This window comes from Chryseolinea serpens (assembly GCF_900129725.1).
Lineage (GTDB): Bacteria > Bacteroidota > Bacteroidia > Cytophagales > Cyclobacteriaceae > Chryseolinea > Chryseolinea serpens.
This window is the reverse complement of the sequence record NZ_FQWQ01000001.1, coordinates 3,121,030-3,145,682: the sequence shown is the minus strand read 5'-3', so window position 1 is coordinate 3,145,682 and position 24,653 is coordinate 3,121,030. Positions and strand designations below refer to the sequence as shown.

Below are 24,653 nucleotides of genomic sequence, written 5' to 3'. Positions count from 1 at the left end.
TGTATGAAAAGCAAAACTGGCGTTTTACTTATAAATCTGGGTACACCCGATAGCCCTGCTGTCGGCGATGTGCGCTCGTATCTCTCACAATTTCTCAACGATCCACGGGTGATCGACATACCGTGGCTGCCACGGAAGCTCCTCGTGAACTTTCTGATCGTCCCGTTCCGCGCCTCCAAGTCGGCCAAAATTTATAAAAAACTATGGACGGCCAATGGATCGCCTTTGTTGTATCATAGCGAAAAGGCAAAGGGTCTTTTGCAGGCATCGTTGGGTAGCGACTATGAAGTGCATCTGGCCATGCGCTACAAGAATCCATCGCTTCCGGATGTGTTGGAGGTGATGAGAAAGAAGAACTATGAGAAGATCATTGTGTTGCCCATGTTCCCGCAATATGCCTCCGCGTCGACGGGGTCGGCCTTGGATGAGGTGATGCGGGTGATGCGCACCTGGTGGGTGGTGCCGGAAGTGAAATTCATCAGCCAGTATTACGACCATCCGAAATTCATCGAGGCTTTCGCAGCCCGTGGCCGGAAGTATAATTTTGCGGACTACGATCACATCTTGTTCTCCTATCACGGCTTGCCCGAACGGCAGGTGGATAAGGTATACGATGATGGTCATTGCGCCGATCACAACTGTGAGAACGAGATCACCGAAGAAAACAAATATTGTTACAAAGCCACGTGCTATGCTACGACACGGCTACTGGTCGAGAAGCTGAACATTCCCCAGGGAAAATATACCGTCTGCTTTCAATCGCGCCTCGATAAAAAATGGCTGATGCCGTTTTCCGACAAGGTAGTGGAGGAATGTGCGCGCAAGGGAATGAAAAAGATCCTTGTATTTTCCCCAGCATTCACGGCCGATTGCCTGGAGACCATCATCGAGATCGGCGACGAATACCAGGAGATCTTCAAAGAGCACGGTGGAGAAAAAGTACAACTGGTGGAGAGCCTGAATGATCACCCCACCTGGATCGACTGTCTGAAAGATCTGGTGACCACCTAAGGGGTTGCATCGTTCACGCCAACCTTATTCAACCGTTTCATAATTTCCTGTTTGTACAACGGGCCCACGGGCAATTCTGTCTTGCCCATGAACACGGCGTGTTGACTATACGAATCAATTTTCTTCACCGACACAATGAAGGAACGATGGATGCGCATGAAGTCTTCTTCGGGCAACATTTCTTCCAGTGCGGTGATGGTTTGTTTGGTGATGACCTGTTTGGAGGTCACGATCTTTACATAATCTTTCAGGCTTTCGATGTATTGGATCTCGTCGACCATGACCTTCACCATCTTGCGATCGGCGCGGACGTAGAGGAAGCGTTCGTCGGCGGCGTGCAGCGATTCCTTTCGGCCGTGCGCTGGGGTGTGACGATGCTCTAGGTCCAGCACTTTGTGGACGGCACGCAGGAAGCGCTCCAAGGAGTAAGGCTTCAATAGATAGTCAACCGCACCCAATTCAAAGCCTTCCACGGCGTAGTCGCGGTGAGCCGTGGTGAAGATGACGCGGGGTGGATTGGGTAGGGCTTTTAGAAATTCGGTGCCCAGCAAGCGGGGCATTTGGATGTCGAGGAAGAGCAGGTCCACCGGATGCTGTCGGAGAAACTCGAAGGCCGCCAGTGCGTGATGACATTCGCCCACGACTTCCAGCGTTGGCAGCGTCGCGATATACGTCCGGAGCACCTCCAGCGCGGGGGGCTCATCGTCGATCAGCAGGCAGCGGAATTTGGGCGTCACGCGTAGGGTATTTTGATCTTGTCCAGCTCGATGGTCAGGGAGACCACAAAAAGGTCCGTGTCTTCGGTGATACGCAGTTCGTGGCCATTGGGATACAGCAGTTCCAGCCTTTTCTTCACGTTGAGGAGGCCCACGTGGGCAGAATTTTCCTGCGCGCCGTTTTCGTCAGCCCTTCCGTTTGCCAATTTGAACTTCAGCACCGATTGCTGCACGTTCAGGTCAAGGCTGATCCATGCCTGTTCGATCATTTCGTTGGCGCCGTGTTTGAAGCTATTTTCCAGGAAGGGCAGCAACAACAACGGCGCGATAGAGGGCCGTTGCAGGTCGCCTTGAACGTTCACGGTCATATCCAACCGATTGCCAAATCGTTCTTTTTCCAGGTCGATATAGCTGTAGAGCACCCGGATCTCCTTTTGCAGTTCGATGGTTGCTCCCCGGCAATCGGTGAGGATGTAGCGCATGAGCTGCGAAAGTTTTAAGATGGCCTCGGGCGTGCGATCGGATTTTTTCAGGGCGAGTGAATAAATGCTGTTGAGTGTGTTGAACATGAAATGCGGGTGCAGCTGTCCTTGCAATACTTCCAACTCGGCGCGAAGCTTTTCTTTTTCGAGCTTTTCGGTCTCGATGCGCTTGCAATAAAAGTTCTTCACCAGCTTGATGGCCACGGCAAATCCAGCCGCCGTCATGGAGCCGCGCAAGCCGCCCATAAACGAATAGAAGACGGTCGTTTTTCTCATGGGAAAATCTACCCACTCGCGGTAGGTGGAAATCACGAACGTGTTCAGCAACATGGATATTCCCGCAGCCAGGAGGATCATGAAGAGCGTCGCTAGCAGGGCTTGCCAGTAGCGGTCCTTCAGGATGAGCCGGGGAAGCACGCCGTAGATGATGCTGTAGCTGAGAAAGATGTGGGCTGGTAAAAAAATCAGGGATTCCATGAAGGAGATCTTGAAAAGCGTGGAAGCGTCTACATAATAGAAACCGTAGAGCAGTCCAAAGAACGCCCACCACGCCAGCCAGAAGAGGAAATGCCGAGCAAACCGGTAAGCGCGGATTTCGGACAGGACGAGCCGTGAGAAAAAACTATCCATCGTTAAACTTACTCGTTCTGCCGCTAAAGGTTGAGGGAAAAAGTCTTTTGTAGACAAAAGTGCCGTTATCGTCGATAAAATCATTTCATCGCCGGGCTCCTTCTCTCTGTCCGGCAAAGCCTTGGATAGGGCTAAGCTCCAAATATTTCTCAGGGGACTTTGCGTATTTCATACAAAGATCAAAGTTTATGAAACGTCTTGTCCTTTTGTCCTCCTTCGCGCTGTTGGTCATGACCACAGCCTTCGCTCAGCAAGCCCCGACGTCGCCCGTCTATTGGGTAGTGGAAACCAACCCCAGGAACATCCCTTATTCTGTCGTTCGTTTTTATGATGCCAGTAACACGCTGGTGCATGAAGTGACGATCGATGGTGTGTATATCAACATAAAAAAAGCAAAATATAGAAAGAAGCTTGACTTGCTGTTAAGACAGTACAACGAGCGCGGCATGTCTGCTTCGAAAAAGCACAGATCGAAACGTTCGATTTGATTTAGTAGTTAGAGCGAAGCCCGGTCAAAAAAAGACCGGGCTTTTTTTTGTCTATTTTAAAATCAAAAAACGCTCCCCGGAAACGGTGTCCGTAAATTGTTGTTGGGTGCGGGCTTGAAGAAATGGCGGTATGGTAGCCTTCGCGGAGACAATGGCATAGCGAACGCGGTATTTTTCGATGAAATCAAGCTGACTTTGTTCGACCGTGTGAAAAGTGCCCTTTTCTTTTTGCGCTTGTACGAAGCGGTAGAACAGTCCAAGTTTTACGGCATTCAAATCCCGGATGGCATCGATGCTGTTGGCGGTACTCAATTTGATCTCAAAATCACTGATGCTGATGGGGACAAAGCCGTTGGCAAAAAATGGAAGGTAGTCGCCCAGCGTATAGTAAACAGTGTACTTCGAAAAGACCGTGGCGTATTCATCCGGTCCTTTTAGAGAAACGCCGGCCGCAATTCCCTGCGATGAAGAAGACGCGACAAAGGACTTGATGGCTTGCAGGTATTCTTTTCCGAAGTGATCATAGTTCTTCATTTGATTTTTTTCACTCAGGAAGCTGTAGAGATGCGCGCCAATCACCAGGAGAAAAAGGAACATTCCGGCCGCCATCCGGAATTTTTTTGGCTTAGGCTCCGGTTGTAATTGACTTGCCATTTCGATGATCACCACAAAACAAACGCAATTGATCGTGGGTATTGCCGGATTGTTAAAAACCTGCATCCCGTTAACCAGTCGTTGAAAAAGAACCCACCCTCCCAGGCCAGCAGCACATATTGCCACAGCGAGCGTAGCAAAGATGCCAAGCTCCCTTTTTCGAAGCATGGAAACGAAATCACTTTTGAAAAGCAGAAGAAGGGCTAAAAAAGGAAGATAAAGAGCAGAAAGCTGAATAACGGTGCCACCGATAATATTTATTCTTGTCCGGAGGCTATTGATATTTAAAAGGTCCTCGACGAACAGAGCTTTCACGTCACCGACATGTGTTCCCTCCATGTTGACTTGTGCATGATCAAAGAGCACATAGAAAAGGCCGATAAAAAGTCCCGTAAGAACCGTGCTGAGCAATATTTTTTTTGAGACGACCGGTGGGATCCATTTGCCCTTCAGATTGATAAGCAAAAACAACACGAGGCCACCCGCGATGGCAGGCAATGCTGTGATAGACATCACCGGAAGACAAAGCAGCGCAAGTGTCGCCGACAACGTGTTGTTCTTGTAAAGGAACACGACAGCGGCCAGGATAAAAATATAGTAGAAAGTCAGCTTGGGATGTCCATGCACGGCGGTTAGTGCAAAGTTGTCGGCGTTGGCAAAAAGTGGGAAGAGGTCAACCCAGGGATAGAGAACGCCGCCGAAGAACAGTAGGGAGAAGGCCAGTCCGAAGCCGGTTACGGTCGGGAGATCTTTGATTTCACAAAGGGCAAGCAAGCCAAAAACAATCAAAGAATAAACCAAGGGCAGGATACACAAATAGTAGTTGACCACATCGAGCCGGCCAAATGCCGTTGATGTCAAAACGTTTATCCAGGAGTCCAGGTAGTGATGGGGCTTGGCGCCATGATAGCTTGCATCGTAAAGGTTGTTGATGTGAAAAATATTTTCCTGTCCGGTGACGCTAAAGAAATAGGATATGTTATTGTACAAAATGTAGTCATAGTGCGGGAGCACAAAAGGAAGTACGGACGACGTCGTAACGGATTGCCAGTAGCACAATGAAAAAATGAAGAGTGTGGTTAACGCCGCGAGAAGCGTTGTGGTTCGAATATTTTTTTTTTGACGGAGCGGCGCTTCCGTCTGCTGATGAGTCGACCGGTGCAGGAACCCCAATGCAATCCCTAGTGGAATGAATGCAGTGAGAATGGTTTTGCCCCGGGTAAAAAATACAGCCGTAAGGGTTGCCGCCAGTATGGCACCCACCAACACGCTGGCGAAGAGGGTTAGAAAATCAAATTCCCGGAACCAATTTTTGTTAAAGAGCCGAATGGCGAGAGCACCTGTACCTCCAAAAAATAAAAGAACGAAAACGAATTGAAGGAGGAATGTAAGGTACATTTCAAATCGTTTAGGTAGTCTGAATTTTTCGTCCGATGGCCATCACCGAGGTGCCGCTCAACGGGTTGAGTGGAAGAAAAGTCTCCACGTTCATCACTCCCTTGAGGAGGGCGTGTGTAAGCGCATTGGGCGGCGCAAATCCTTGTTCGATGATTTTTTCGGTCCGGTTCCGGAGAACTTGTTTCCGAAGCATGGCAAGGGGAATGAGCGACCCGCCCCAATAAAATACTTTCAGTGGTTCTATGCCCGCTTTTGTGAAAGCATTTCGAAGGCTTTCCTTTGAATATCTGCGCACGTGGCCGGCGGCGTCATCGTACTTACTAAACAGATACATGTGCGCGGGGACGTTGACCACAACCAATCCTTGAGGTTGAAGATATTCGGTCGCTGTTTTCAAAAAAGTGATATCATCGTCAATATGCTCGATAACGTCCATCAGGAACACCGCCGGATATTGCTTGATCAGGGCTGGGTTGAGGTCGAAGATATTATAGACCATCAATCGTCCCTTGCCAGGTTGGGCAAGATCGAGCGCCTTCAGATTGAGGTCACATCCGTCCACCGTATAGTGGAGGTGCCTTTCCAATTGTTCCATGAAGATGCCATTGCCACATCCGATCTCAAAAACCCGCGACGATGCCGGGGGGAGCAGCTGTTTGTAGCGGAGCAAGGCCTTCATTCGCCACTGCATCCAAAAGTGGGAAGCATTTGCAATTTCAAACCAATCGTCGGCCATGGAGACCGGTATGGATTTCGATATATATTCTAATCTTGATGTCATGCGGGAATTATTCGTTGATGAGTTTTTTACCGACGATTCGGTTTTTTATAATGAACAAGGGTCTGTTCTTTACCTGAAAAAAAATTCTGAGCACATATTCACCGATCACGCCCAGGGAGACCAGTTGGACGCCGCCAAAAAGGATCATCACAAACAAAAGCGCTGTGAAGCCGGTAGGCACATCGTGGTACACGAATTTTCGAAAAAGCGTGATGCCGAAGTACACCAATGAAAGTAGGATGGAGGTAATACCCAAAACGGTGATGAGCTTGATGGGGATCTTGCTAAAATTGAAAATCCCGTTATAAGCAAGTTTAAAGAGCATTTTAAAGGAGTATTTCGAGTCGCCTGCAGCTCTTTCCTGCCGATCATATTCTATTCCGATTTGTTTGAATCCAATCCACGATCGCATGCCCCGGATAAAGCGGCTTTCTTCGGGCATTTGATTCAAAAGATCGACCACTCGTTTGCTGATGAGGGAGAAGTCGCCGCTGTCCAGCGGGATTTCTGCATAGGAGATGGAGCGAAGCAGTCTGTAGAAGGCATGATAGGCGACTTTTTTTATGTACCCTTCTTTTCTTTTCTTCCTGACCGCATAGACCACATCGTATCCCTTTAAAAAATGCTGGTAGAAATCAAAAAAGAGTTCGGGTGCATCCTGCAAATCGCCGTCGATGATCATGACAGCTTGCGTGGCATTGATCACGGAAAGTCCAGCACTCAAGGCAAGTTGGTGACCATAGTTGCGCGATAAAAAAATGCATTGATAACGGTCGTCCTCCAGCGCAAGGAAGTGCATCAACTGGGCGGTATTGTCGCGACTGCCGTCGTCCACCAGCACGACTTCGATGGGTTGCGTCGTGCTGTCCATCAGGGCATTTAGCCGTTGAATGAGCAATGGAAATACCTTGCTTTCATTGTAAAGTGGCACGACAAATGAAATCTCGGGTTTGTCCATTTACGACAGATTAATGGAGGATGCCCGGCTAAAGGCATCTGGTTTGTCAAAACTTGTAAGCCACTGCTGGCGGATGTCAAATATAGGTATTCCAGTTGGCAGAGTGGATAAAAAAAACGGCTTTTTGATTTGAGGGGGTGTGGAAAAGTCTGGAGGTGTAGCCGCATTTTTACTCCTCCAGCATATCCTTCAACTCAATCTCCAACGCCCGCGTGCTGATGTAAATTTCATTCAACGAAAGCGCCAGCGAGATCAGCAAAAACAATAAACTAAGCCCAAAGCAACTAAAGGCCATCACCTGATTCTCCAGGTAAAAGAAAAGCATCGAGAGCACGCAAAGAAAGAAGCTGCTGATCCCTGCGCCTTGCATGTGCTTGATGAGCATCAATCTTTTTCTGAGGTTCCGGATCTGGGCCCGGATAATCTCACGGTCCTCCTGCACTTGCTTGTATTTCGTGTGAAGACTGCGGATCAACGTGGCCAGTCCCAGAAACCGATTGGTGTAAGCCAGCATCAGCAAGGTGATGGCAGGAAAAAGCAAGGCCGGTGTATTGATAGAGATATCCATACCAAAATTCGTTTAATGAACACGTTGTAGCCTGCGCAACGATTTCGCCAGCACGGCAATCGTTCCAACCGAAACCAGCGTCATACATCCCCCGAAGATCACCGACGGCACTACCCGCAGCAATCGCGCCGCCACGCCCGACTCGAACATCCCGATCTCGTTGGACGACCCAATGAAAATGTGATTCACCGCCGACACACGTCCTTTCATATTTTCGGGTGTTAACGTTTGCAGTAGCGTGCCGCGAATGATCACACTCACGCAATCGAACATACCGCTCATCATGAGCAGGAACAAGGAAATTAAAAAGTTGGTCGAAAGGGCGAAGAGGATCATACACACGCCAAAGCCGGCCACACAATATAAAAGAATTTTGCCGGTGTTCTTCTTGATCGGGTGATGGGTGATGTAGAACGCCATGAGCAACGCTCCAATGGAGGGTGCCGCTCTCAAGAGACCAAGCCCCTGTGGTCCTACCATCAATATTTCTTTGGCAAAGATCGGCAACAAAGCCACGGCGCCACCAAAGAGCACGGCAAACAAGTCGAGTGAAATAGCACCCAGGATAATTTGATGATGAAAGACAAACCGCAAGCCTGCCTTGATCTTTTCGAAGATGCCCTGCTCTTCGCTTTCGGGAGGGACCGGTTTGTTCGTAACACCGATTGCCAGAAGCAGTCCGGTCAGCATGAGCAGTACATCTGCGGCATAAGAGGCTTGAATACCAAGCCAGCCATAGAGTAGCCCCCCAAGGGCAGGACCACCGATCGCAGCGGTTTCCCAAAGCGTGCTGTTCCAGGTGATGGCGTTGCTATACAATTCGCGGGGAACAAGTTGGGGCATGAACGAAAAAAGTGCCGGTGTGATGAAGCCACGCGCAATGCCGCTGACAAAGATCACGGCATAGATGGGCAGGGCACCATAGCTCAGAATAAACTTACCCGGCTCCAACGTGAAAAAGAGCAGCGACAACGAGCACAGTAATAAAGTCGCCAGGCAGATCACGATGATCTTCTTCCGGTTCATGATGTCGGCGAGGTGACCGGCATATAACGAAACGCTGATGGAAGGAACCGCTTCTGCCAGACCGATCAACCCAAGCGACAGCGCATCGTTGGTGATCTCGTATACTTGCCAGGCGACCACTACGGCCTGGATTTGGATGGCCAGTGTCACGCAAAATCGCGTAGAAATAAAAAGACGGAAGTCCGGGATCTGAAGGGCCGCATACGGGCCGGTCGGCGTACTCATGGGTCTAGAGAATTTTTTTGACCGCGTCCAGAGCGGTTTGCTGGCGCTGTTCGCGCGCGCCTTTGATTTCCACGAAGGGAACAGTCTGGTTTTTCATTTCGCTCAGGTAGCGCTCATAAAGTTCTTCGCGGCGCGTGGGATGTTCGCGCTGGGGGTCGTCTTGCCAGGGCACGTCAACGTAGGTGAGCAGATAGAGATCGTAGGGCCTGGTCTGGATTTCGCGGAGAATATCCGGCGCACAGGAGCCGAATTTCACCTCGCTCCACACTTTGATCACATACAGGTTGGTATCGCAAAACATGACCTTGTTGCTGTCGCGGGCATATTCATCTTCCAGCCGAAGCTGGCCGTGGGCGATGGTGAGCAGGTCATGTTCCTCGTAGGGACGGATCAGGTGGTCTATGAATCCCCGCGCATATTCGGGCACCCATTCGGTCTTATAATACCCAGCCAAAAATTGTGATAACTCGGATTTACCGGTACACTCCGGACCAATCACCGCGACTTTTTTAACCATTGGCAGTGAATTTGAATTCATAGGCCGAAAATCGTTTATATTTCTGTAAAATTAGCCCGATCCTTAACTTTCCAAAAAAATAGTAGCGTGAAGCGTAGAAAAGCTATTCAACGTCTTGGATGGGGATTGACTGCAGGTTTGGTCGTGCCCTCCTGGCTAAGTTCCTGCAAAAAGGACGACGATCCCCAACCCAATACCGGCCCCACCGTGGCGATTGTTGGCGCAGGCGCCGCCGGCTTGTATGCCGCCGACATCCTGAAAGCACAAGGCTACAATGTGGTGATCTATGAAGCGTCCGACCGCATGGGCGGCCGCGTGCGTTCCTTGAAGACCAGCGACAAGCCATCTGCCGCATTATACCTCAACTCGCAGACCGAGCTGAGCAGCGACTATCCCAATGAGCTTGGCGCCGAACAAGTGCTGGGATCTGATTCGGTCTGGGGAAAGATCATCACCGATCTCAAACTCGCCACCGGCAACATCACCAGCGGCACCACGGACAATTACTTTCTCGACAACGCCCTGGCCGACGCGGCCACAGCCGCTGCCGATGCAGATTTCATTGCAGCGCAAAACTTTTTCAATACACTCTCCACCTATGCCGGTCCACACGTGTCGGTGCAAGACGCCATCACGGCGGCGGGACTCTCATCGCGTACCCACGGGATCTTGAACGCGTGGATTGGAAACAAATACGGAACGTCCAACGACCGGCTGGGCATTGCCGGATTGGCCGAAGGGCTTGCCCTGCGAACGCGCAACAACACCATCCAAACCCTCAGCGACAATCCCATGCAGGATGCCTTGCTCTCGCGCTTTAGCAAAGTCGCCGATAATGTACAGGTGAACTCGGTGATCAAGGCAATAAACTATAGCAACGATAAGATCACGATCAACGGACAAAATACGCTGAACGGCGAACCGTTCACCACCGATGTGGACAAGGTCATTGTAACCGTGCCCGTGTCGGTGTTGAAGGCTGGCGATATCGGCTTCACCCCGGCGCTGACCAGCGAAAAAACAGCAGCCCTGGCCAACATGGACATGGACGCAACGGTGAGGGTACTGATCGATTTCAAGATAAACTTCTGGGGAGCCACTTCCGGTTTTCTCTATGGTGGAACGAAGGGCCCTGAATATTTCAACAGCGGTGCCTTGCGCAGTGACTATAGCAAAACGCTTAGCATCACGGTTGGCGGCGCACAGGCTGTGGCGCTGTCGGGCATGGGAAAAGATGCCATCCCTGCGCTGCTGGCTGAATTGGATACCATCTATGCGGGCAAGGCCAGTCTGAACGTCCGGAAAGATCTGGACACGGTACCTAACATTATCGCGGTGATCCAGGATTGGTCCAAGGAGCCTTACATCCGCGGGGGAACGGCCTATCTTAAGCCCAATGGCACGCAACAAGACCGGGTGGCGCTGGCCAAGTCGCTGAACGACCGCGTTTTCTTTGCCGGCGAGGCTACCGACGTGAACGGGGAGTTTGGCACCATCAGCGGTGCCCTGCTTTCGGCACAGCGCGTGGCGGCAGAAGTGATTGCTAAATTAGGTTGAGTAGTTAGCCCGGGTTCAGGCCTGGGCGCCCATCAGTTCGTCGAGCAAACCCGTGGGGACCGGTTTACTGAACAGGCTCTTCACGTATTTGTGATCCGTGGCACGCCGAATGTCGGTGGGATCCAGTGTGGAGGAGAGCATGATGATGGTGGTTTTGTGTTTCACACTTTCGTCCACCTCTTCGTAGGCCTCCAGAAATTCGAAGCCATCCATTTCGGGCATCTGGATGTCGAGCAGAATGATCAGGCACTCGCCGATGGTGTCGCCCGAAACTTTCAACCATTCCAGGGCTTCGCTTCCCGTGCGGACCTGGCTCACATCTTCCACGGCAAGTTTCTTTTTCAGGAGCGTGCGGGTAACCATTTGGTCCACCTCGTTGTCGTCCACAATCAAGAATTTACATTTTTGTTTCATGGGGGCTATGAAAAAAATAGTTGTGTTCTACGATAAGCCATTCGTGTGATCTGCATGTTCGACACGTTCCAAAGATACAACATGGTTTTTAGGAATCTGAACAATAAATTTTGATCCCGCATTTTTTTCCGATTCAACGGCAATGGAGCCGCCCAATTTATCCACCGCTTCTTTCACAATGTAAAGTCCCAGCCCGGAGCCTTTGTTGGTGTTTTGGGTCACGAAGAACATGTCGAAAATATGTTTTTGGTCTTCGGGCCTGATACCGATACCGTTGTCTTCGACTATAATGACGTGATGCGTGTCGGTGGCATAGGTTTCCACATTCAGAAAGCTTTGTTCTTTTTTCTCGTCACTGTACTTGATCGCGTTGGAAATGAGGTTGTTGAACAGGATGCTGAGACGCAGCGGGTCGGAATAGGCCTTGTCTGACCGGAACACCGTGTGCATCTTGATCCTTTCGGCGCCCAACATAAACCGGTGCTGGTTCAAAGCGCTTTCGATAAGTTCCACCAGGCTGACCTCCTGGAGTTGTAGCGACACTCTTTTGTTTTTGGAAAAATCGATGATGTCGTTGATGAAATGATCTTGCTTCTCCAGACTCTGTTGCATCAGCGCCAGATACTCTTTTATCTGTGCGACGTTGTCCTCCAGGTTCGCCAATTCGATAAGACCCTTCAGCGAGGTGATGGGGGCCCGCAGATCGTGTGAGGCGCTGTAAACAAAATTGTCGAGCTCGTGGTTGGTGAGGGTGAGGTCAGTATTTTTAGATTCCAGTTCGCGTTGCGATCGCATGATCTTGCCGATCATGGAAGCTCCATAGCCGATGGCGCTGCCAATGATGATGAGCGTAAAGAAAAAATTGGCCACAAACAGATAACCGTTGATCCGGCGCGATGCGTCGCCCAACACATTTGAGAAAGCGCGCTCCTTTGCGGTAAGCAAACCCGTGATCGAATTGATACGACTGATCACCGCCTCCTGATCCGTTCGCGTCCAATGTCCCGTTTTGATCTTGGTGTGAATTTCTTCCGCGAGTAAATATTCCTGGTGGATGATGCCGTCTGCTTGTTTCCAGATAGCGATGGCGTTGGCCATAAACGAAATGCGACCAAAATTCCGGAACAACCAGATCATGTCGTCGTGGTCGTCGGGGTGATTGCGGCCCTGGAGGAAGCCTTTTTTGATCACCTCCGGGTTGCCATCTTCTTGCGATAGCGCGACGCGTGCAATGCTGTCGCCGAACGTGACGCCGAGCTCCTGCTTGAACTGCTCCCAATGTGTTTCATCGTGCGTGTTCACGTACATGATCAGGTGGCGGGCGGCACCTTTCTCTCCTTTTGAATATTGCGATTCGCCGTTGGTGTAGGCCCGGACGGCCGAAAGGGTTTTAATGGTGAGGTAGTTGACGACGATCAGCGAAGCGGCCGCCACGATGAGGATCGATAACAATATGAACACATTACGCTGTGTCAGCGGGTTGAATTTTTTGAAAAACGTGACCAAACGATTTGTCATGAAACTGGATTTGGATCCAACGGAGATAGGGATAGAGACCGACCAAGTTAGGGAAATTTGACCAAGGCGCCAGCGAAACCCGAAAAGAACACCAGCCTAAACCAGCACAATTTCGTGAAACAAAATCCAGCACCCCATGACCAGCACCAGCCAGCCAAACGCTTTGCGCAACTTCGCGGAGGAGATCTTGTGCGAAAGCCGGCTGCCGATCAAAACACCTGCAACGGCGAGGGCAGTGATCAGCAACAAAAATTTCCAATCGATGTGGTAATTCATCACATCGCCTAAAAAGCCGGTCAATGAATTGACCGCGATAATAAAAAGGGATGTGCCCACTGCGGCTTTGAAGGTTAGGCCGGTCAGTAAAACCAGGGCGGGGATGATGAGGAAGCCTCCGCCGGCCCCCACCAGTCCCGTGAGAAAGCCGATGAGTATCCCTTCCAACACAATGAAGAAAGCCGCATAAGGACGCTCGTCGCTTTTGAATTCCTGTCGCCCGCGGATCATGGAGATCGATGCGAGCACCATCAGCACGGCGAAGAGGCCCAACAGCAAGAGTCGTTTGGTGATAACAACGGAATCCGTTTGCCAGATCACATCCGGAATAGCCGGCACGATCCACCGGCGCGTGGTGAAAATGGTGAGGATGGAAGGAATGCCGAACTGGAAGCCGGTCTTGATGTTGACGAGTTGTTCTTTGTATTTCGGGATCGTTCCCACCAGGCTGGTGGTGCCCACAATGAAAAGCGAATACGCCGAGGCGTACACGGCATCGACCTGAAACAAATATACTAATATCGGTATCGATAGGATGGAGCCTCCTCCACCCAGCAGGCCAAGGATGAGGCCGATACACACTGATGCCAAATAGCCAACAATTTCCATGAATCCACACGGGAGGTGCGAACGTCATCGTTACACGTCTTCCCCTTCGTCACAAAGGGAATGCTTTTTCATGGAAAATGAAATTAACCGACTACTTCCATAGAGTTTGAAGCCAGCCGGCGAAGGCTTAGAGGCGGTTGTACTCGACGATGAACACGTCGGGAAATTTGTTGCGCAACTCTTCGCGGAACTGTTCCGCTTTTTCGCGCGACGAGAACTGACCCAGGATGAGGCCATAATATTTGACGCCGTTCAGCACCTTCACCTGCACGGTGACATCTTTCTTATAGGAGTTCTTGAGATTGTCGGCCAAACGCATGAGGTTGACCAACTCCTGGTAGGTGCCGACCTGCACGCCATAGCCTTTTGGATGGTTGATCCGGGCGATGCCAAACTCATAGAATTCCTTTTCGTCGACCGACACCTGGTCGATAGGGCGGCCGGGGTCGCTGGTTTTGCCGTCGCCGGGATCGATCACTTCCAGGGAGACGTCGGCCAGGCCCAGGTTGGTGTAGCCCAGTTCTTCGGCGGCGGCGCGGGAGAGGTCGATGATGCGGCCTTCCACGTAGGGACCGCGGTCGTTGATGGTCACTTCAACCGTTTTTTTGTTGGCCAGGTTGGTGACGCGCACTTTGGTGCCGAAGGGGAGTGTTTTATGCGCCCCGGTGAATTTGTGACGTTTGTATTTCTCGCCGCTGGCGGTCATGACGCCCTCAAATTTGTCGGCGTAAAAAGAGGCTTTCCCGGTTTGGATCTGCGCAAAGGAAACGGTTGCAAAAAGAACGATTGCACTCGTGAACAAAGTTCTCAGCATAAGATAAGGTTTAGCGCTCAAAGATAGTTTGACAGCCCAATTTGAGCATAAATTTTTGCGCCCAAACCATCGCCAAAGAAATATTCCTGGCAATTGGACGCGATTAGTAAATTAATGGTCGAAAGTCTGTACCTTTGCCCGGCAAATAATGAATCGTAAATTATTTGCCATGCCACTCGATACATCCAAATTCCTCTTTGAAGCGCTTACGTATGACGATGTGCTTCTGGTCCCTGCCTACTCCGAAGTACTGCCCCGCGACACCAGCACATCCAGCAAGCTAACGCCCAACATTTCTCTGAACATCCCCCTCGTTTCCGCCGCTATGGACACGGTCACGGAAGCCGAACTGGCCATTGCTATTGCGATGGAAGGCGGCCTGGGCTTCATCCACAAGAACATGAAGATCCAGTTGCAGGCCGAGCAGGTGCGCAAAGTGAAGCGCTCGCAGAGCGGCCTCATCCTCGATCCCGTGACGCTGAACATCCATTCCACGGTTCGTGAAGCGGAAAACATCATGCGCGAATTCAAGATCGGGGGCATTCCCATCGTGGACGATGGCAGCAAACTGGTGGGTATCATCACCAACCGCGATTTGCGTTTCCAAAAGGACATGAATGTGCCCGTGGAAAAGATCATGACCAAAGACAATCTGATCACGGCCGCCGAGGGCATCACCCTCGAACAGGCCGAAGGCACGCTGAAGAAATACAAGATCGAAAAGCTGCCCATCGTCAGCAAAAAAGGCAAACTCATTGGCCTCATCACCTTCAAGGACATTCAGAAGAAAAAGAATAAACCCACCGCCTGCCAGGATCAGTTTGGCCGGCTCCGCGTGGGTGCTGCGGTGGGTGTAACCCCCGACATCCTCGATCGCATCGACGCCTTAAAGGCTGCCGGTGTGGACGTGATCAGCATTGACACAGCCCACGGCCACAGCAAGGGTGTGATGGAAGCCGCCAAGCGTGTAAAGAAAAAATACCCCGAACTTGATCTTATCGTGGGCAACATCGCCACCGGCGAAGCGGCCAAAGCGTTGGCCAAAGTAGGTGCCGATGCCGTGAAAGTAGGCGTTGGACCGGGCAGCATTTGCACCACCCGCATCGTTGCCGGCGTGGGCCTTCCTCAACTCTCGGCCGTTTACGAAGCATCCAAAGCCCTGAAGGGCTCTAACGTCTGCGTTATTGCCGATGGCGGTATCCGTTTCTCCGGCGACATTGTGAAAGCCATCGCCGCCGGTGCCGACAGCGTTATGATCGGCTCGCTGCTGGCGGGCACCGAAGAAGCTCCCGGCGAAGTGATCATCTATGAAGGCCGAAAATTCAAATCCTACCGCGGTATGGGCTCCCTCGAAGCCATGGAAGACGGTTCCAAAGACCGCTATTTCCAGGATGTGGAAGACGACGTGAAGAAACTCGTGCCCGAAGGCATTTCCGGCCGTGTTCCCTTCAAAGGATTGGTATCGGAAGTGCTCTATCAGCTCACCGGCGGTCTGCGTGCCGGCATGGGCTACTGCGGCGCCAAGAACATCGAAAAGTTAAAGCTGGCCAAATTTGTAAAGATCACGGCCGCTGGCGTAACCGAAAGTCACCCCCACGATGTGAGCATCACCCGGGAGGCACCGAACTATAGCCGCAAATAGAAATATTCCGCGAAAGCACAGAAAAGGGAGCGGCTCAGGGAAAAACAACCCTTGAGCCGTTTTCTTGTGCGAAAAATGGTATTAAATCGAGAATATGGAGGCAGGCCACCTTTCCGGGAGCCTGAATTTCTCACTTTATTCCTATAATTGTAGGCCAATCTCAGGATTGGTTTTTTTTGGTCAAAATCCGGCTGTTCAGTGCGTTCCAAAGCAATTACCAGGCTCTTATTCACCGTGGGTGTTATCACCTGGCTGGCCTTGGTATTTACGGATATTTCCATCCTGTTCAGTACCACCAGCGGCATTAAGCCGGAAGTGCCCGTTTGGTTGCCCGGGATCATCCTGAACCTGTTTATCCTTTCCCTTTTCTATTACTACAAGCTCAAGATCGAGCGGGACGAGGTGCTGAATTTCGTGGATCTGCTCTGGCGCGTGTTTGCCACCGGTTTGATCTCCACGGTGATCTCACTGGGATTACGCGTGATCGACCACTTGTTGGGTAGCCCTGACATTGGATCCCGGTCGGCTTTCAATATTGTTTTTAATGACCTGATCTACCTGATCAACCTCGGTCTCATGATCGGCTTCCTCATGATGGGCTATAGCGCCTGGAAGCGGCTCATTCTCTATCAAAAGTCAAAATGGCTGTTACGGTTGTGGGCGTTTTTCGAGGTGGGCCTGCTGATCTCGCTGCTGTATAACACCTTCCGGTTTCCCCAGGTGCAGTGGCTCCACGTCACGTTGCTGAGCATCTTTGTGGTGGTGGGTCTGGTGCTGTCGGGCAACATGAAGTGGGTGGCATTTTTGAACTTCCGCCAGAAGTGGACGAGTTTGCTGTTGCTGCTGCTCACGATCTTCTATTTGTTCTACAGCTTTTTTACCAATCAGTCGCTGTCGGACAACATCGTGAAGGTTTCGGAAAACTTTACCGACTACCACCGTCACATTTTCGTTTTGTCGCTCATGGTCTTTGTGACCGTGTACAGTATTTTTTCGTTCCTCGTTATTTTATTCAATCTCCCCACAACCTCCGTCTTCGAGCAGAAACTGGAGGAAGTGGTGAACTTTCAGCGCATCAGTCAATCCATTCAAACGGAGCAAAGTGAAGAAAGCGTCTACAATATTTTGTTGGAGACTTCCGTTAGTTCCGTGTTTGCCGATGCCGCGTGGCTGGAGATCAACAGCAATGCGCACGAGCATAAAGTTTTCACCTATAAGATCACCGATAAGGAGTCGCGCGACATCATCAATCATCTGAATGCGCACAACATCAAAGGTGTGTTCGATCAGGGAAGCGAGAAGACCAAAAATTTGTCGAAACACCTGGCCACGCTGAAAGGTTCACGCTTTCGTTCCATCCTGGCATTTCCCATTTATGTAAAGGGCGATAACATTGGAACCTTAGCGCTGTTAAAGGAGTTACCAGAAGGGTTCAATAAGGAAATGACCAAGATCGTTTCCACCTTCTCCAACCAGGCGGGAATTTCCATCGAGAACTTCCGGTTGATGGAGGAGGCCCTGCAGAACGAACGTTACAAGGAAGAGCTGAAGATTGCCAAAATGGTGCAGAAGAGCTTGCTTCCTACCCTGTTGGAGCAGGATCATGATTTCGATGTCGCTGCATTTTCAGAATCTGCCGATGAAGTGGGAGGTGACTACTATGACACGTTGCGCATAAACGATCACCTGGTCTCTATCATCATTGCCGACGTGTCGGGCAAGGGCACGACGGCAGCATTTCACATGTCGCAAATGAAAGGGATCTTTCATAGCCTGGCCCAGCGCGACATCGAACCCGACGATTTTATGGTGCAGGCAAACCAGGCGTTGGTCTACTGCCTGGAGCGTGGCTCGTTTATTTCGGCCACGTATTTCATTATCAACACCCAAACCAAGAAGATACGCTATGCCCGTGCAGGACACTGCCCGGTATTGTATTATCATGCCGACCGCGAACTGACCGAGTATTTCAAAGACAAAGGTGTGGCGTTGGGCATGGTGCGCAACAAGAGCTATAGCAACTTCATTCAGGCCAACGAGTTTACGTATAAGCCAGGCGATATTATGATCCTCTACACCGACGGTGTAACGGAGGCGAAGGACGCCAAAGGCGAGGAATTTGGCTACGAGCGTCTGGCGGCTATGGTATGCGATTTACGCGACCTGACGCCCGCCCAGGCCCAGGACCATATGATCCACAAATTGTATGAATTCTCGGGTACGGAAAATATCGACGACGACTATACGACTATGATTGTAAAATTTAAATCCTGAAAAAGTTCCTTTTTCACTTGAAAAAGAGGCCATTGAGGAAGTCAACATAAAATTTAAAACCACGTTAAAAACTTATGATCCACATTAAAAGACTACAGGAAGACGGCGCCGACGTGATCGCGCTCGTGGGCGAAATAGACGCCAGCTCTTCCATTGAGCTTGACCTGGCAATAGCCAAAAGTGTGGGGGAAGGATTCTCCAAAATACTGATCGACTGCAGTGCGTTGGAGTATATCTCTTCGGCGGGCCTCGGCGTATTCATGTCCTACATCGAAGAATTCAAGGACCGCAACATTAAAATGGTTTTATTCGGAATGAGCGATAAGGTGGCCAATACGTTCAGTATCCTGGGACTGAATGAGCTTCTGCACATCGGGAAAGATAAGGTTCAAGCTAAGCAAATCGTCAATGAACTATAAGTTTAAAGTTGGGTGCAGTATAGAGAACCTGAAAGGGGTCAGAGATTTCATCAGGGGATCGTTGAAGAATCATAATATCTCCGAATTGGAGATCAGCGAGATCGTGCTCGCCCTGGACGAGATGTGTTCCAACCTCATGATCCACGCCCACCAATGCAACCCCGATGACCTTTTCGAGTTAGTGATCAACGTAGAACAAAACCACCCCCTCGTTTTCGAACTCATCGATGACGGAACGGTTTTCGATATCAACGAATTCAATACCCCCGCCCTGGATAACATCGTGCACGAAAAACGGAAGGGAGGCTTAGGCATCCGCCTGGTGAAATCCATCATGGACAAGATAGAATATCAAAAAACCGGTGGCCGGAATATCTGTCGCCTGGTCAAAACCGTTCATTTTATTTAATCACCTGAACATCCGCCCAAGCCCATGTTGAAAAGCGCAGTAACGATGCTACTCTGCAGTGCACTTCTTTCCGTAAGTGTTGCCCAAACCCCCTCCAAACCCATCACCGTTTTTTCAGTAGGAGGAAAGCCCGTGAACTCCGATGAGTTCCTCTACCTCTACAAAAAGAACCACCCCAACAAAGCCACGGACTACACCCCCGAAAAGATCGACGAATACCTCGCGCTCTTCATCAACTTCAAAGTGAAGGTCGACGAAGCCAAGCGCCGCGGCATGGACACGACAGCCGCCTTCCTGAAAGAATACAATTCCTACAAAGACGAGCTACGGAAGCCCTACCTGCCCGACGCCAAATTGATCGACAGCCTCGTTCGCCTCACCTACGACCGGATGAAAGAAGAGATCAGGGCCTCGCACATCCTCATCAGCATTTCACCCGACCCCTCACCCGAAGACACACTCAAAGCCTACAAAAAGATCACCGACATACGCAACAGGGTGTTATCGGGTGTCGATTTCGCAGAAGCTGCCGCTACGTATTCAGAAGATCCCTCGGCACAGTTGAATCGTGGCGACCTGGGCTATTTCACCGCCCTTCAAATGGTATATCCCTTCGAAACAGCAGCCTACCAGTTGAAAGTGGGTGAAGTGAGCCAGCCGGTGCGAACACGGTTTGGCTATCACCTGGTGAAGGTGACCGACCGCCGGCCATCCCCCGGCGAGGTGGAGGTGTCTCACATTATGCTGCGTACTGGAGAGGGGAAGGACAACGAAAAAGTGAAGAACAACATCTTCGGCCTCTACGACCAGTTGCAGGCAGGGGTGAAATGGGAAGAGCTTTGCAAGCAATATTCGGAGGACCCCAGTTCGAAAGACAATGGTGGCAGGCTCCGGCCGTTTGGTCCGCGGGGCATGTCGGGGGTGCCGGAATTTGAGAAGGTGGCGTTCAGCCTGAGAAAACCCGGCGAATTGTCAGATCCCTTTCAAACCCAATACGGCTGGCACATTATCCGCCTGGAGAAAAAGATCCCTTTGCCTTCCCTCGAGGAAGCAACGCCTGCCCTGAAAGCCAAAGTGGCCCGCGACGAACGAAGCGAAGTGTCGAAACAGGCCCTGCAGGCAAAATTGAAACAGCGCTACCAATTCAAGGAAAATATTGCCGCCAAGGCAGCCGTTATGGGTCTGGCCGATTCATCGCTAATGAAAGGCGCCTGGAAAGCCCCGGCGCTGAAGACCGAAAAAGAGATGCTGTTCAGTCTCACGAGTAAGCCGCACAGCGTAAAGGACTTCCTGGTCTACGCCCAAAAGAATCAACGCCCTAACATCCAGGCACCCCGCAAATATTTCGAGGAACTTTACAACCATTATGTCGAGGCCAGCATCATGCCGTTGGTGGAAGAAAAGATCAAAGCCCAGAACCCCGACTACAGTTTCCTTTTGAGGGAGTACTACGAAGGCATTCTGCTTTTCGAGATCATGGAAAAAGAGGTGTGGAACAAGGCATCGCAGGATTCGGTTGGTCAAAAGGCCTTTTTCGAGACCCACAAGGCTGATTATACGGCCGGCGACCGTGTGAAAGCGGCTTTTTATTCGGGTAGCACGGGCGATTTTATGACTCCGCTCCGCGAGCTGATCCTGAAAGGCGACGAGGCGAAAGTCCAGGAAACGGTGATCCTGCGGAAGCTGAAAACGGAGACCGGCTACTATAAAAAAGACGATAAAGCCGTCCTTCAAAAGATGCCCTGGACCAAGGGCGTCTATCCCGCGGAAAACAATGGAATATATTACCTTGCGTGGCTAAAGGAGATACTGCCCCCCGGCTTTATGGCGTTTGAAGAAGCGAGGCCCCAGGTGATCTCGGATTACCAGACCTTTTTAGAGAAAAAATGGCTGGAACAGCTCAAAAAGAAGCATACCGTAAAGGTGAATGAGAAAGGCAAAAAATTCATATCGGAACAACTTCAGGCAAAATAATCTGCTGGCGGGCGGAGGCATGAACGGTCTTGGAACCGTTTTTGTATTTTTGTGCCTGCTTTTGTCCGGATGTGACCTCATCAAAATGAAGGGAACCCACGCCGAAGGCGATGCAGGACGGATACCCGTGGCGCGGGCCAATGATTTTTATTTGTACAAGGACGAGCTGGCCGGCATCACCGCCCCCGGCACGCCCCCCGACGACAGCGCCAAACTGGTGGAGGCCTATATCAACACCTGGATCCGCAAACAACTGCTCATCCAGGAAGCCTCTACAAAAATTGACATCAATGAAGCCCAGGTAGAACGCAAGATCCTGGACTATAAGTATAGCATCATTGCATACGAATACCAGACCTACTACGTGAAGCAACACCTCGATACCATCGTTGCACCCGATGAGATCGCGGCGTACTACAAGGCCAATATTGATAATTTTATTTTGAAACAAAACATTGTGCAGGGCGTGTTCATCAAAGTACCGAAGAACGCACCGCGCACGGCGAAGATCAAGGAGTTGATCTATTCCCAAAAGGATAAGGACAAACGGGAGCTGAAGTCGTATTGCCTCAGCTTCTCATCGGCCTATCACATATCGGACTCCACGTGGGTGGTGTTTGACGACCTGGTGAAGAACTCTCCGCTGGCGGAGATCCCCAACAAGATCCAGTTCCTGAAATCGAACCCCTACTATGAAATGTCGGACGAGACGTTTTTATATTTTCTGAAGGTGGGTCAGTACAGGATTTCCGACAACGTGTCGCCACTGGAATTTGTGAAGGATGATATTCAAAACATCATCCTCAACAAACGCAAAGTGGAGCTGGCCAAACAACTGGAAGACGAAGTGTTTAAGGAAGGACAAGATCACAATGAGTTTGAGATTTTTAATTGATATGAAGAGCGTACGGAACATAAAATTTGCAGGGCTGGTAGTGATGGCGTGTTTGGCCATGAGTGCCGCCTTTGCACAGGAGCCTGCCACCGGCGAGACCCCGACCGGAGGCGAAAGCACCACGGGAGGAGAGAGCACCGGCGAAAGCAACAGCTTTGTGGTAGACAAGATCATTGCCAAAGTAGACAACTACATCGTGACCAAGTCGGAACTGGAGCAAGCCTACCAGGACTACGTCACCAACGGAGGCAGCCCCTCGCCACAAGCGAAATGTCAGTACCTGGCCATGTTGGTGCGCAACAAACTCATGTTGGCCAAAGCCGAGATCGACTCCGTGGTGGTGTTGGATGGCGAAGTGGATCTGAACACACAGAACCGCATGGACATGATCATATCGCAATCAGGCCGGTCGGTAGCGGACCTGGAGGAATTGTATGGTAAAACCCTGGAACAAGTGAAGCTGGAATTGCGCGAGCAAGTGCGCGAGCAAATGATCGTTTCCAAAATGGAAGAAGAAATGACCAAGGGCGTGGCCGTTACTCCATCGGAAGTGAAACGCTTTTTTTCCAAGATCCCGAAAGACAGCTTGCCCTATATCTCTGCCTCAGTGGAGGTAGCGCAGATCGTGCGCATCGCCAAGGTGAGCGAGGCACAAAAAAATATTACCAAGGGCGAGCTCATGGATATCCGCAAGCGGATATTGGCCGGCGAAAATTTCGCCGAGTTGGCCCGCAAATATTCCGACGACCCCAGCGTGATCCAGAACGGTGGCGAAATGGGTTGGTCGGGTCGTGGCCGCATGGTGCCGGAGTATGAAGCCATGGCCTTCAAACTCAAACCCAATGAGATCTCGATGCCCTTCAGCTCGCCTTTTGGCATACACATCATGCAGCTGATCGAGCGTCGTGGAAGCGAATACAACTCGCGCCACATCCTCGTCTCGCCAAAGCCCTCGACAAAGGATCTTCAGAATGCCACCCGCTACCTCGACAGCATCCGGACGCTGATCGTAAACGACAGCATCAAATTCCAGAAGGCCGCCAAGGAATTTTCGGACGACGTGCCCACCAAAGGCAACGGCGGATTCTTTAGCGACCGCGAGGGAGGCACGCGCCTCACGGTAGATGAACTGGACCCCATCATTTTCTTCAAGCTCGATTCCATGACCGTGGGAGAGATCTCGCAACCCATTGCCTACCGGACCGACGACGGCAAAGACGCCGTACGCATTTTGTTCTACAAAGGCCGGGTAGCCCCCCACGAAGCCTCGCTGGAGCAAGACTGGACAAAAATTCAAAACGCCACGTTGGCTGAGAAAAAAGATAAGATTTTACAAAAGTGGTTTCAAAAAGCACGGACCGATGTGTTTATCAACATCGACCCGACCTACGATAATTGTGGACTATTAGACGAGCGACGATGATACAATTTTCTTCTGACGTAGAAGCGGCCGACGCCCTGGCCGCAGCCTATAAAAAACTCAAAGCAGAAATTTCCACCGTCGTCATTGGCCAGGATGAGGTCGTGCGGCAAGTGCTGACCGGCATTTTTTGCCAAGGACATTCTTTGCTGGTAGGCGTGCCCGGGCTGGCGAAAACCTTGTTGGTGCAAACCATCGCGTTGGCCCTGGACCTGGAGTTCAAGCGCATCCAGTTCACACCCGACCTCATGCCCTCCGACATCATCGGTGCGGAGACCATGGACCGCGAGCGCAATTTTAAATTTGTGCGCGGCCCCGTGTTTGCCAACATCGTATTGGCCGACGAGATCAACCGAACGCCACCCAAAACACAAGCCGCTCTGCTGGAGTCGATGCAGGAATATTCCGTGACCATCGCCGGCACGCGCTACGACCTGCCCCGGCCCTTCTTTGTGTTGGCCACCCAAAACCCCATCGAACAGGAAGGAACGTATCCGCTACCCGAAGCGCAGCTGGACCGTTTCATGTTCAATATCAAGCTCACGTATCCTTCGTTTAAAGACGAAGTGGAGGTAGTGAAGGCCACCACATCCGACGAGCCGAAGAAGATCAGCAAAGTGCTCTCCGGCGAAGAGATCGCTTATTTCCAGCACCTCATCCGTCGCGTGCCCGTGGCCGACAATGTTATTGAGTACGCCGTGGGACTGGCCAACAAAACGCGCGCTGGCGTGACCGGCGGCTCGGCCATCGCCAACGACTACCTGGAGTGGGGCGCCGGGCCGCGTGCTTCCCAATACCTGGTGCTGGGCTCGAAGTGCAATGCCATTCTCAACGGCAAATATTCACCCGACATCGAAGACGTCCGGGCCATTGCCAAGCCCGTGCTGCGCCACCGCATCGTCCGCAATTTCAAGGCGGAAGCGGAAGGCATCAGCGTGGACGAACTCATCGAAAGATTGATGAATGCTTAAAGATGGG

The 24,653-nt window shown here is 51.1% G+C and carries 23 protein-coding genes; 11 read left to right on the top strand and 12 right to left on the bottom strand.

The window, feature by feature from the left end:
- Positions 1–3 precede the first annotated feature (3 nt).
- Entirely contained in the window at positions 4–1,011 is a 1,008-nt protein-coding gene (hemH, locus tag BUB30_RS12630; RefSeq protein ID WP_073134149.1) for a ferrochelatase, read from the top strand.
- On the opposite strand, the gene BUB30_RS12625 is transcribed toward hemH, so the two are convergent.
- The gene (locus BUB30_RS12625; RefSeq protein WP_073134148.1) at positions 1,008–1,748 is read right to left on the bottom strand and encodes a LytR/AlgR family response regulator transcription factor; all 741 of its coding nucleotides are present in this window, start codon (positions 1,746–1,748) and stop codon (positions 1,008–1,010) included. The two genes, hemH and BUB30_RS12625, sit on opposite strands and share 4 nt — an antisense overlap.
- A complete protein-coding gene (locus BUB30_RS12620) occupies positions 1,745–2,839 on the bottom strand; it encodes a sensor histidine kinase (protein WP_073134146.1) in 1,095 nt (364 codons plus the stop codon). Before BUB30_RS12620 ends, BUB30_RS12625 begins: the two co-directional genes overlap by 4 nt.
- 188 nt (positions 2,840–3,027) lie before the next feature.
- Here BUB30_RS12620 and BUB30_RS12615 point away from each other — a divergent pair, with 188 nt between their 5' ends.
- Positions 3,028–3,327 (top strand): DUF2147 domain-containing protein, encoded by a 300-nt coding sequence (locus BUB30_RS12615; protein WP_073134145.1) that lies wholly within the window; start codon positions 3,028–3,030, stop codon positions 3,325–3,327.
- A 51-nt stretch (positions 3,328–3,378) separates the two neighbouring features.
- Here BUB30_RS12615 and BUB30_RS12610 read toward each other — a convergent pair whose 3' ends face one another.
- From BUB30_RS12610 to BUB30_RS12585, 6 genes are all read right to left on the bottom strand, one after another.
- Positions 3,379–5,379, bottom strand: coding sequence for a hypothetical protein (locus BUB30_RS12610; protein ID WP_073134144.1), 2,001 nt, complete (start codon positions 5,377–5,379; stop codon positions 3,379–3,381).
- Between the two features lie 10 nt (positions 5,380–5,389).
- Positions 5,390–6,160, bottom strand: a complete 771-nt coding sequence (locus tag BUB30_RS12605) for a class I SAM-dependent methyltransferase (protein WP_084138053.1) — start codon at positions 6,158–6,160, stop codon at positions 5,390–5,392.
- A gap of 7 nt (positions 6,161–6,167) precedes the next feature.
- A complete protein-coding gene (locus BUB30_RS12600; protein ID WP_073134141.1) occupies positions 6,168–7,118 on the bottom strand; it encodes a glycosyltransferase family 2 protein in 951 nt (316 codons plus the stop codon).
- Between the two features lie 169 nt (positions 7,119–7,287).
- Complete coding sequence (locus BUB30_RS12595; protein WP_073134140.1) at positions 7,288–7,686, bottom strand: DUF2721 domain-containing protein; 399 nt, start codon at positions 7,684–7,686, stop codon at positions 7,288–7,290.
- Positions 7,687–7,698: 12 nt separating this feature from the next.
- The gene (locus BUB30_RS12590; protein WP_073134138.1) at positions 7,699–8,937 is read right to left on the bottom strand and encodes an MFS transporter; all 1,239 of its coding nucleotides are present in this window, start codon (positions 8,935–8,937) and stop codon (positions 7,699–7,701) included.
- 4 nt (positions 8,938–8,941) lie between these two features.
- Entirely contained in the window at positions 8,942–9,454 is a 513-nt protein-coding gene (locus BUB30_RS12585; protein WP_073134137.1) for an AAA family ATPase, read from the bottom strand.
- Between the two features lie 87 nt (positions 9,455–9,541).
- Here BUB30_RS12585 and BUB30_RS12580 point away from each other — a divergent pair, with 87 nt between their 5' ends.
- Positions 9,542–11,011 carry a flavin monoamine oxidase family protein gene (locus tag BUB30_RS12580; RefSeq protein WP_084138052.1) on the top strand — a complete coding sequence of 490 codons (1,470 nt, stop codon included), beginning with the start codon at positions 9,542–9,544 and terminating at the stop codon, positions 11,009–11,011.
- A gap of 15 nt (positions 11,012–11,026) precedes the next feature.
- On the opposite strand, the gene BUB30_RS12575 is transcribed toward BUB30_RS12580, so the two are convergent.
- From BUB30_RS12575 to BUB30_RS12560, 4 genes are all read right to left on the bottom strand, one after another.
- On the bottom strand, positions 11,027–11,425 hold the full coding sequence (locus BUB30_RS12575) for a response regulator (RefSeq protein ID WP_073134134.1): 399 nt from the start codon (positions 11,423–11,425) through the stop codon (positions 11,027–11,029).
- Positions 11,426–11,452: 27 nt separating this feature from the next.
- Positions 11,453–12,943 (bottom strand): sensor histidine kinase, encoded by a 1,491-nt coding sequence (locus BUB30_RS12570; RefSeq protein ID WP_073134132.1) that lies wholly within the window; start codon positions 12,941–12,943, stop codon positions 11,453–11,455.
- Between the two features lie 96 nt (positions 12,944–13,039).
- A complete protein-coding gene (locus BUB30_RS12565; protein WP_317044199.1) occupies positions 13,040–13,801 on the bottom strand; it encodes a sulfite exporter TauE/SafE family protein in 762 nt (253 codons plus the stop codon).
- A 154-nt stretch (positions 13,802–13,955) separates the two neighbouring features.
- A complete protein-coding gene (locus tag BUB30_RS12560; RefSeq protein ID WP_073134129.1) occupies positions 13,956–14,642 on the bottom strand; it encodes a septal ring lytic transglycosylase RlpA family protein in 687 nt (228 codons plus the stop codon).
- A gap of 169 nt (positions 14,643–14,811) precedes the next feature.
- Between BUB30_RS12560 and guaB the strand changes: the two genes are divergently transcribed.
- The 8 genes from guaB to BUB30_RS12520 all read left to right on the top strand — a co-directional run bounded on the left by guaB (position 14,812) and on the right by BUB30_RS12520 (position 24,646).
- Entirely contained in the window at positions 14,812–16,284 is a 1,473-nt protein-coding gene (guaB, locus tag BUB30_RS12555; RefSeq protein WP_073134127.1) for an IMP dehydrogenase, read from the top strand.
- A gap of 198 nt (positions 16,285–16,482) precedes the next feature.
- A complete protein-coding gene (locus BUB30_RS12550) occupies positions 16,483–18,558 on the top strand; it encodes a GAF domain-containing SpoIIE family protein phosphatase (protein WP_073134126.1) in 2,076 nt (691 codons plus the stop codon).
- Positions 18,559–18,632: 74 nt separating this feature from the next.
- Entirely contained in the window at positions 18,633–18,977 is a 345-nt protein-coding gene (locus BUB30_RS12545) for an STAS domain-containing protein (protein WP_073134124.1), read from the top strand.
- A complete protein-coding gene (locus BUB30_RS12540; RefSeq protein ID WP_073134122.1) occupies positions 18,967–19,386 on the top strand; it encodes an ATP-binding protein in 420 nt (139 codons plus the stop codon). Before BUB30_RS12545 ends, BUB30_RS12540 begins: the two co-directional genes overlap by 11 nt.
- A 45-nt stretch (positions 19,387–19,431) precedes the next feature.
- On the top strand, positions 19,432–21,360 hold the full coding sequence (locus BUB30_RS12535; protein WP_178377091.1) for a foldase protein PrsA: 1,929 nt from the start codon (positions 19,432–19,434) through the stop codon (positions 21,358–21,360).
- Entirely contained in the window at positions 21,314–22,255 is a 942-nt protein-coding gene (locus BUB30_RS12530) for a peptidyl-prolyl cis-trans isomerase (RefSeq protein ID WP_245804076.1), read from the top strand. The genes BUB30_RS12535 and BUB30_RS12530 overlap by 47 nt, the downstream gene beginning before the upstream one ends.
- Before the next feature lies 1 nt (position 22,256).
- Complete coding sequence (locus tag BUB30_RS12525; protein WP_178377090.1) at positions 22,257–23,678, top strand: peptidylprolyl isomerase; 1,422 nt, start codon at positions 22,257–22,259, stop codon at positions 23,676–23,678.
- Positions 23,678–24,646 carry an AAA family ATPase gene (locus BUB30_RS12520; RefSeq protein ID WP_073135129.1) on the top strand — a complete coding sequence of 323 codons (969 nt, stop codon included), beginning with the start codon at positions 23,678–23,680 and terminating at the stop codon, positions 24,644–24,646. Before BUB30_RS12525 ends, BUB30_RS12520 begins: the two co-directional genes overlap by 1 nt.
- Positions 24,647–24,653: the final 7 nt, after the last annotated feature.

Excerpts from the sequence above, each read along its gene's own strand:
- BUB30_RS12545 (WP_073134124.1), top strand. The coding sequence starts at position 18,633 with ATGATCCACATTAAAAGACTACAGGAAGACGGCGCCGACGTGATCGCG.
- BUB30_RS12610 (WP_073134144.1), bottom strand. The coding sequence starts at position 5,379 with ATGTACCTTACATTCCTCCTTCAATTCGTTTTCGTTCTTTTATTTTTT.
- BUB30_RS12560 (WP_073134129.1), bottom strand. The coding sequence starts at position 14,642 with ATGCTGAGAACTTTGTTCACGAGTGCAATCGTTCTTTTTGCAACCGTT.
- BUB30_RS12620 (WP_073134146.1), bottom strand. The coding sequence starts at position 2,839 with ATGGATAGTTTTTTCTCACGGCTCGTCCTGTCCGAAATCCGCGCTTAC.
- BUB30_RS12605 (WP_084138053.1), bottom strand. The coding sequence starts at position 6,160 with ATGACATCAAGATTAGAATATATATCGAAATCCATACCGGTCTCCATG.
- hemH (WP_073134149.1), top strand. The coding sequence starts at position 4 with ATGAAAAGCAAAACTGGCGTTTTACTTATAAATCTGGGTACACCCGAT.
- BUB30_RS12595 (WP_073134140.1), bottom strand. The coding sequence starts at position 7,686 with ATGGATATCTCTATCAATACACCGGCCTTGCTTTTTCCTGCCATCACC.
- BUB30_RS12530 (WP_245804076.1), top strand. The coding sequence starts at position 21,314 with ATGAGAAAGGCAAAAAATTCATATCGGAACAACTTCAGGCAAAATAAT.
- BUB30_RS12615 (WP_073134145.1), top strand. The coding sequence starts at position 3,028 with ATGAAACGTCTTGTCCTTTTGTCCTCCTTCGCGCTGTTGGTCATGACC.
- BUB30_RS12590 (WP_073134138.1), bottom strand. The coding sequence starts at position 8,937 with ATGAGTACGCCGACCGGCCCGTATGCGGCCCTTCAGATCCCGGACTTC.
- BUB30_RS12525 (WP_178377090.1), top strand. The coding sequence starts at position 22,257 with ATGAAGAGCGTACGGAACATAAAATTTGCAGGGCTGGTAGTGATGGCG.
- BUB30_RS12540 (WP_073134122.1), top strand. The coding sequence starts at position 18,967 with ATGAACTATAAGTTTAAAGTTGGGTGCAGTATAGAGAACCTGAAAGGG.
- BUB30_RS12600 (WP_073134141.1), bottom strand. The coding sequence starts at position 7,118 with ATGGACAAACCCGAGATTTCATTTGTCGTGCCACTTTACAATGAAAGC.
- BUB30_RS12575 (WP_073134134.1), bottom strand. The coding sequence starts at position 11,425 with ATGAAACAAAAATGTAAATTCTTGATTGTGGACGACAACGAGGTGGAC.
- BUB30_RS12570 (WP_073134132.1), bottom strand. The coding sequence starts at position 12,943 with ATGACAAATCGTTTGGTCACGTTTTTCAAAAAATTCAACCCGCTGACA.
- BUB30_RS12585 (WP_073134137.1), bottom strand. The coding sequence starts at position 9,454 with ATGGTTAAAAAAGTCGCGGTGATTGGTCCGGAGTGTACCGGTAAATCC.
- BUB30_RS12535 (WP_178377091.1), top strand. The coding sequence starts at position 19,432 with ATGCTACTCTGCAGTGCACTTCTTTCCGTAAGTGTTGCCCAAACCCCC.
- guaB (WP_073134127.1), top strand. The coding sequence starts at position 14,812 with ATGCCACTCGATACATCCAAATTCCTCTTTGAAGCGCTTACGTATGAC.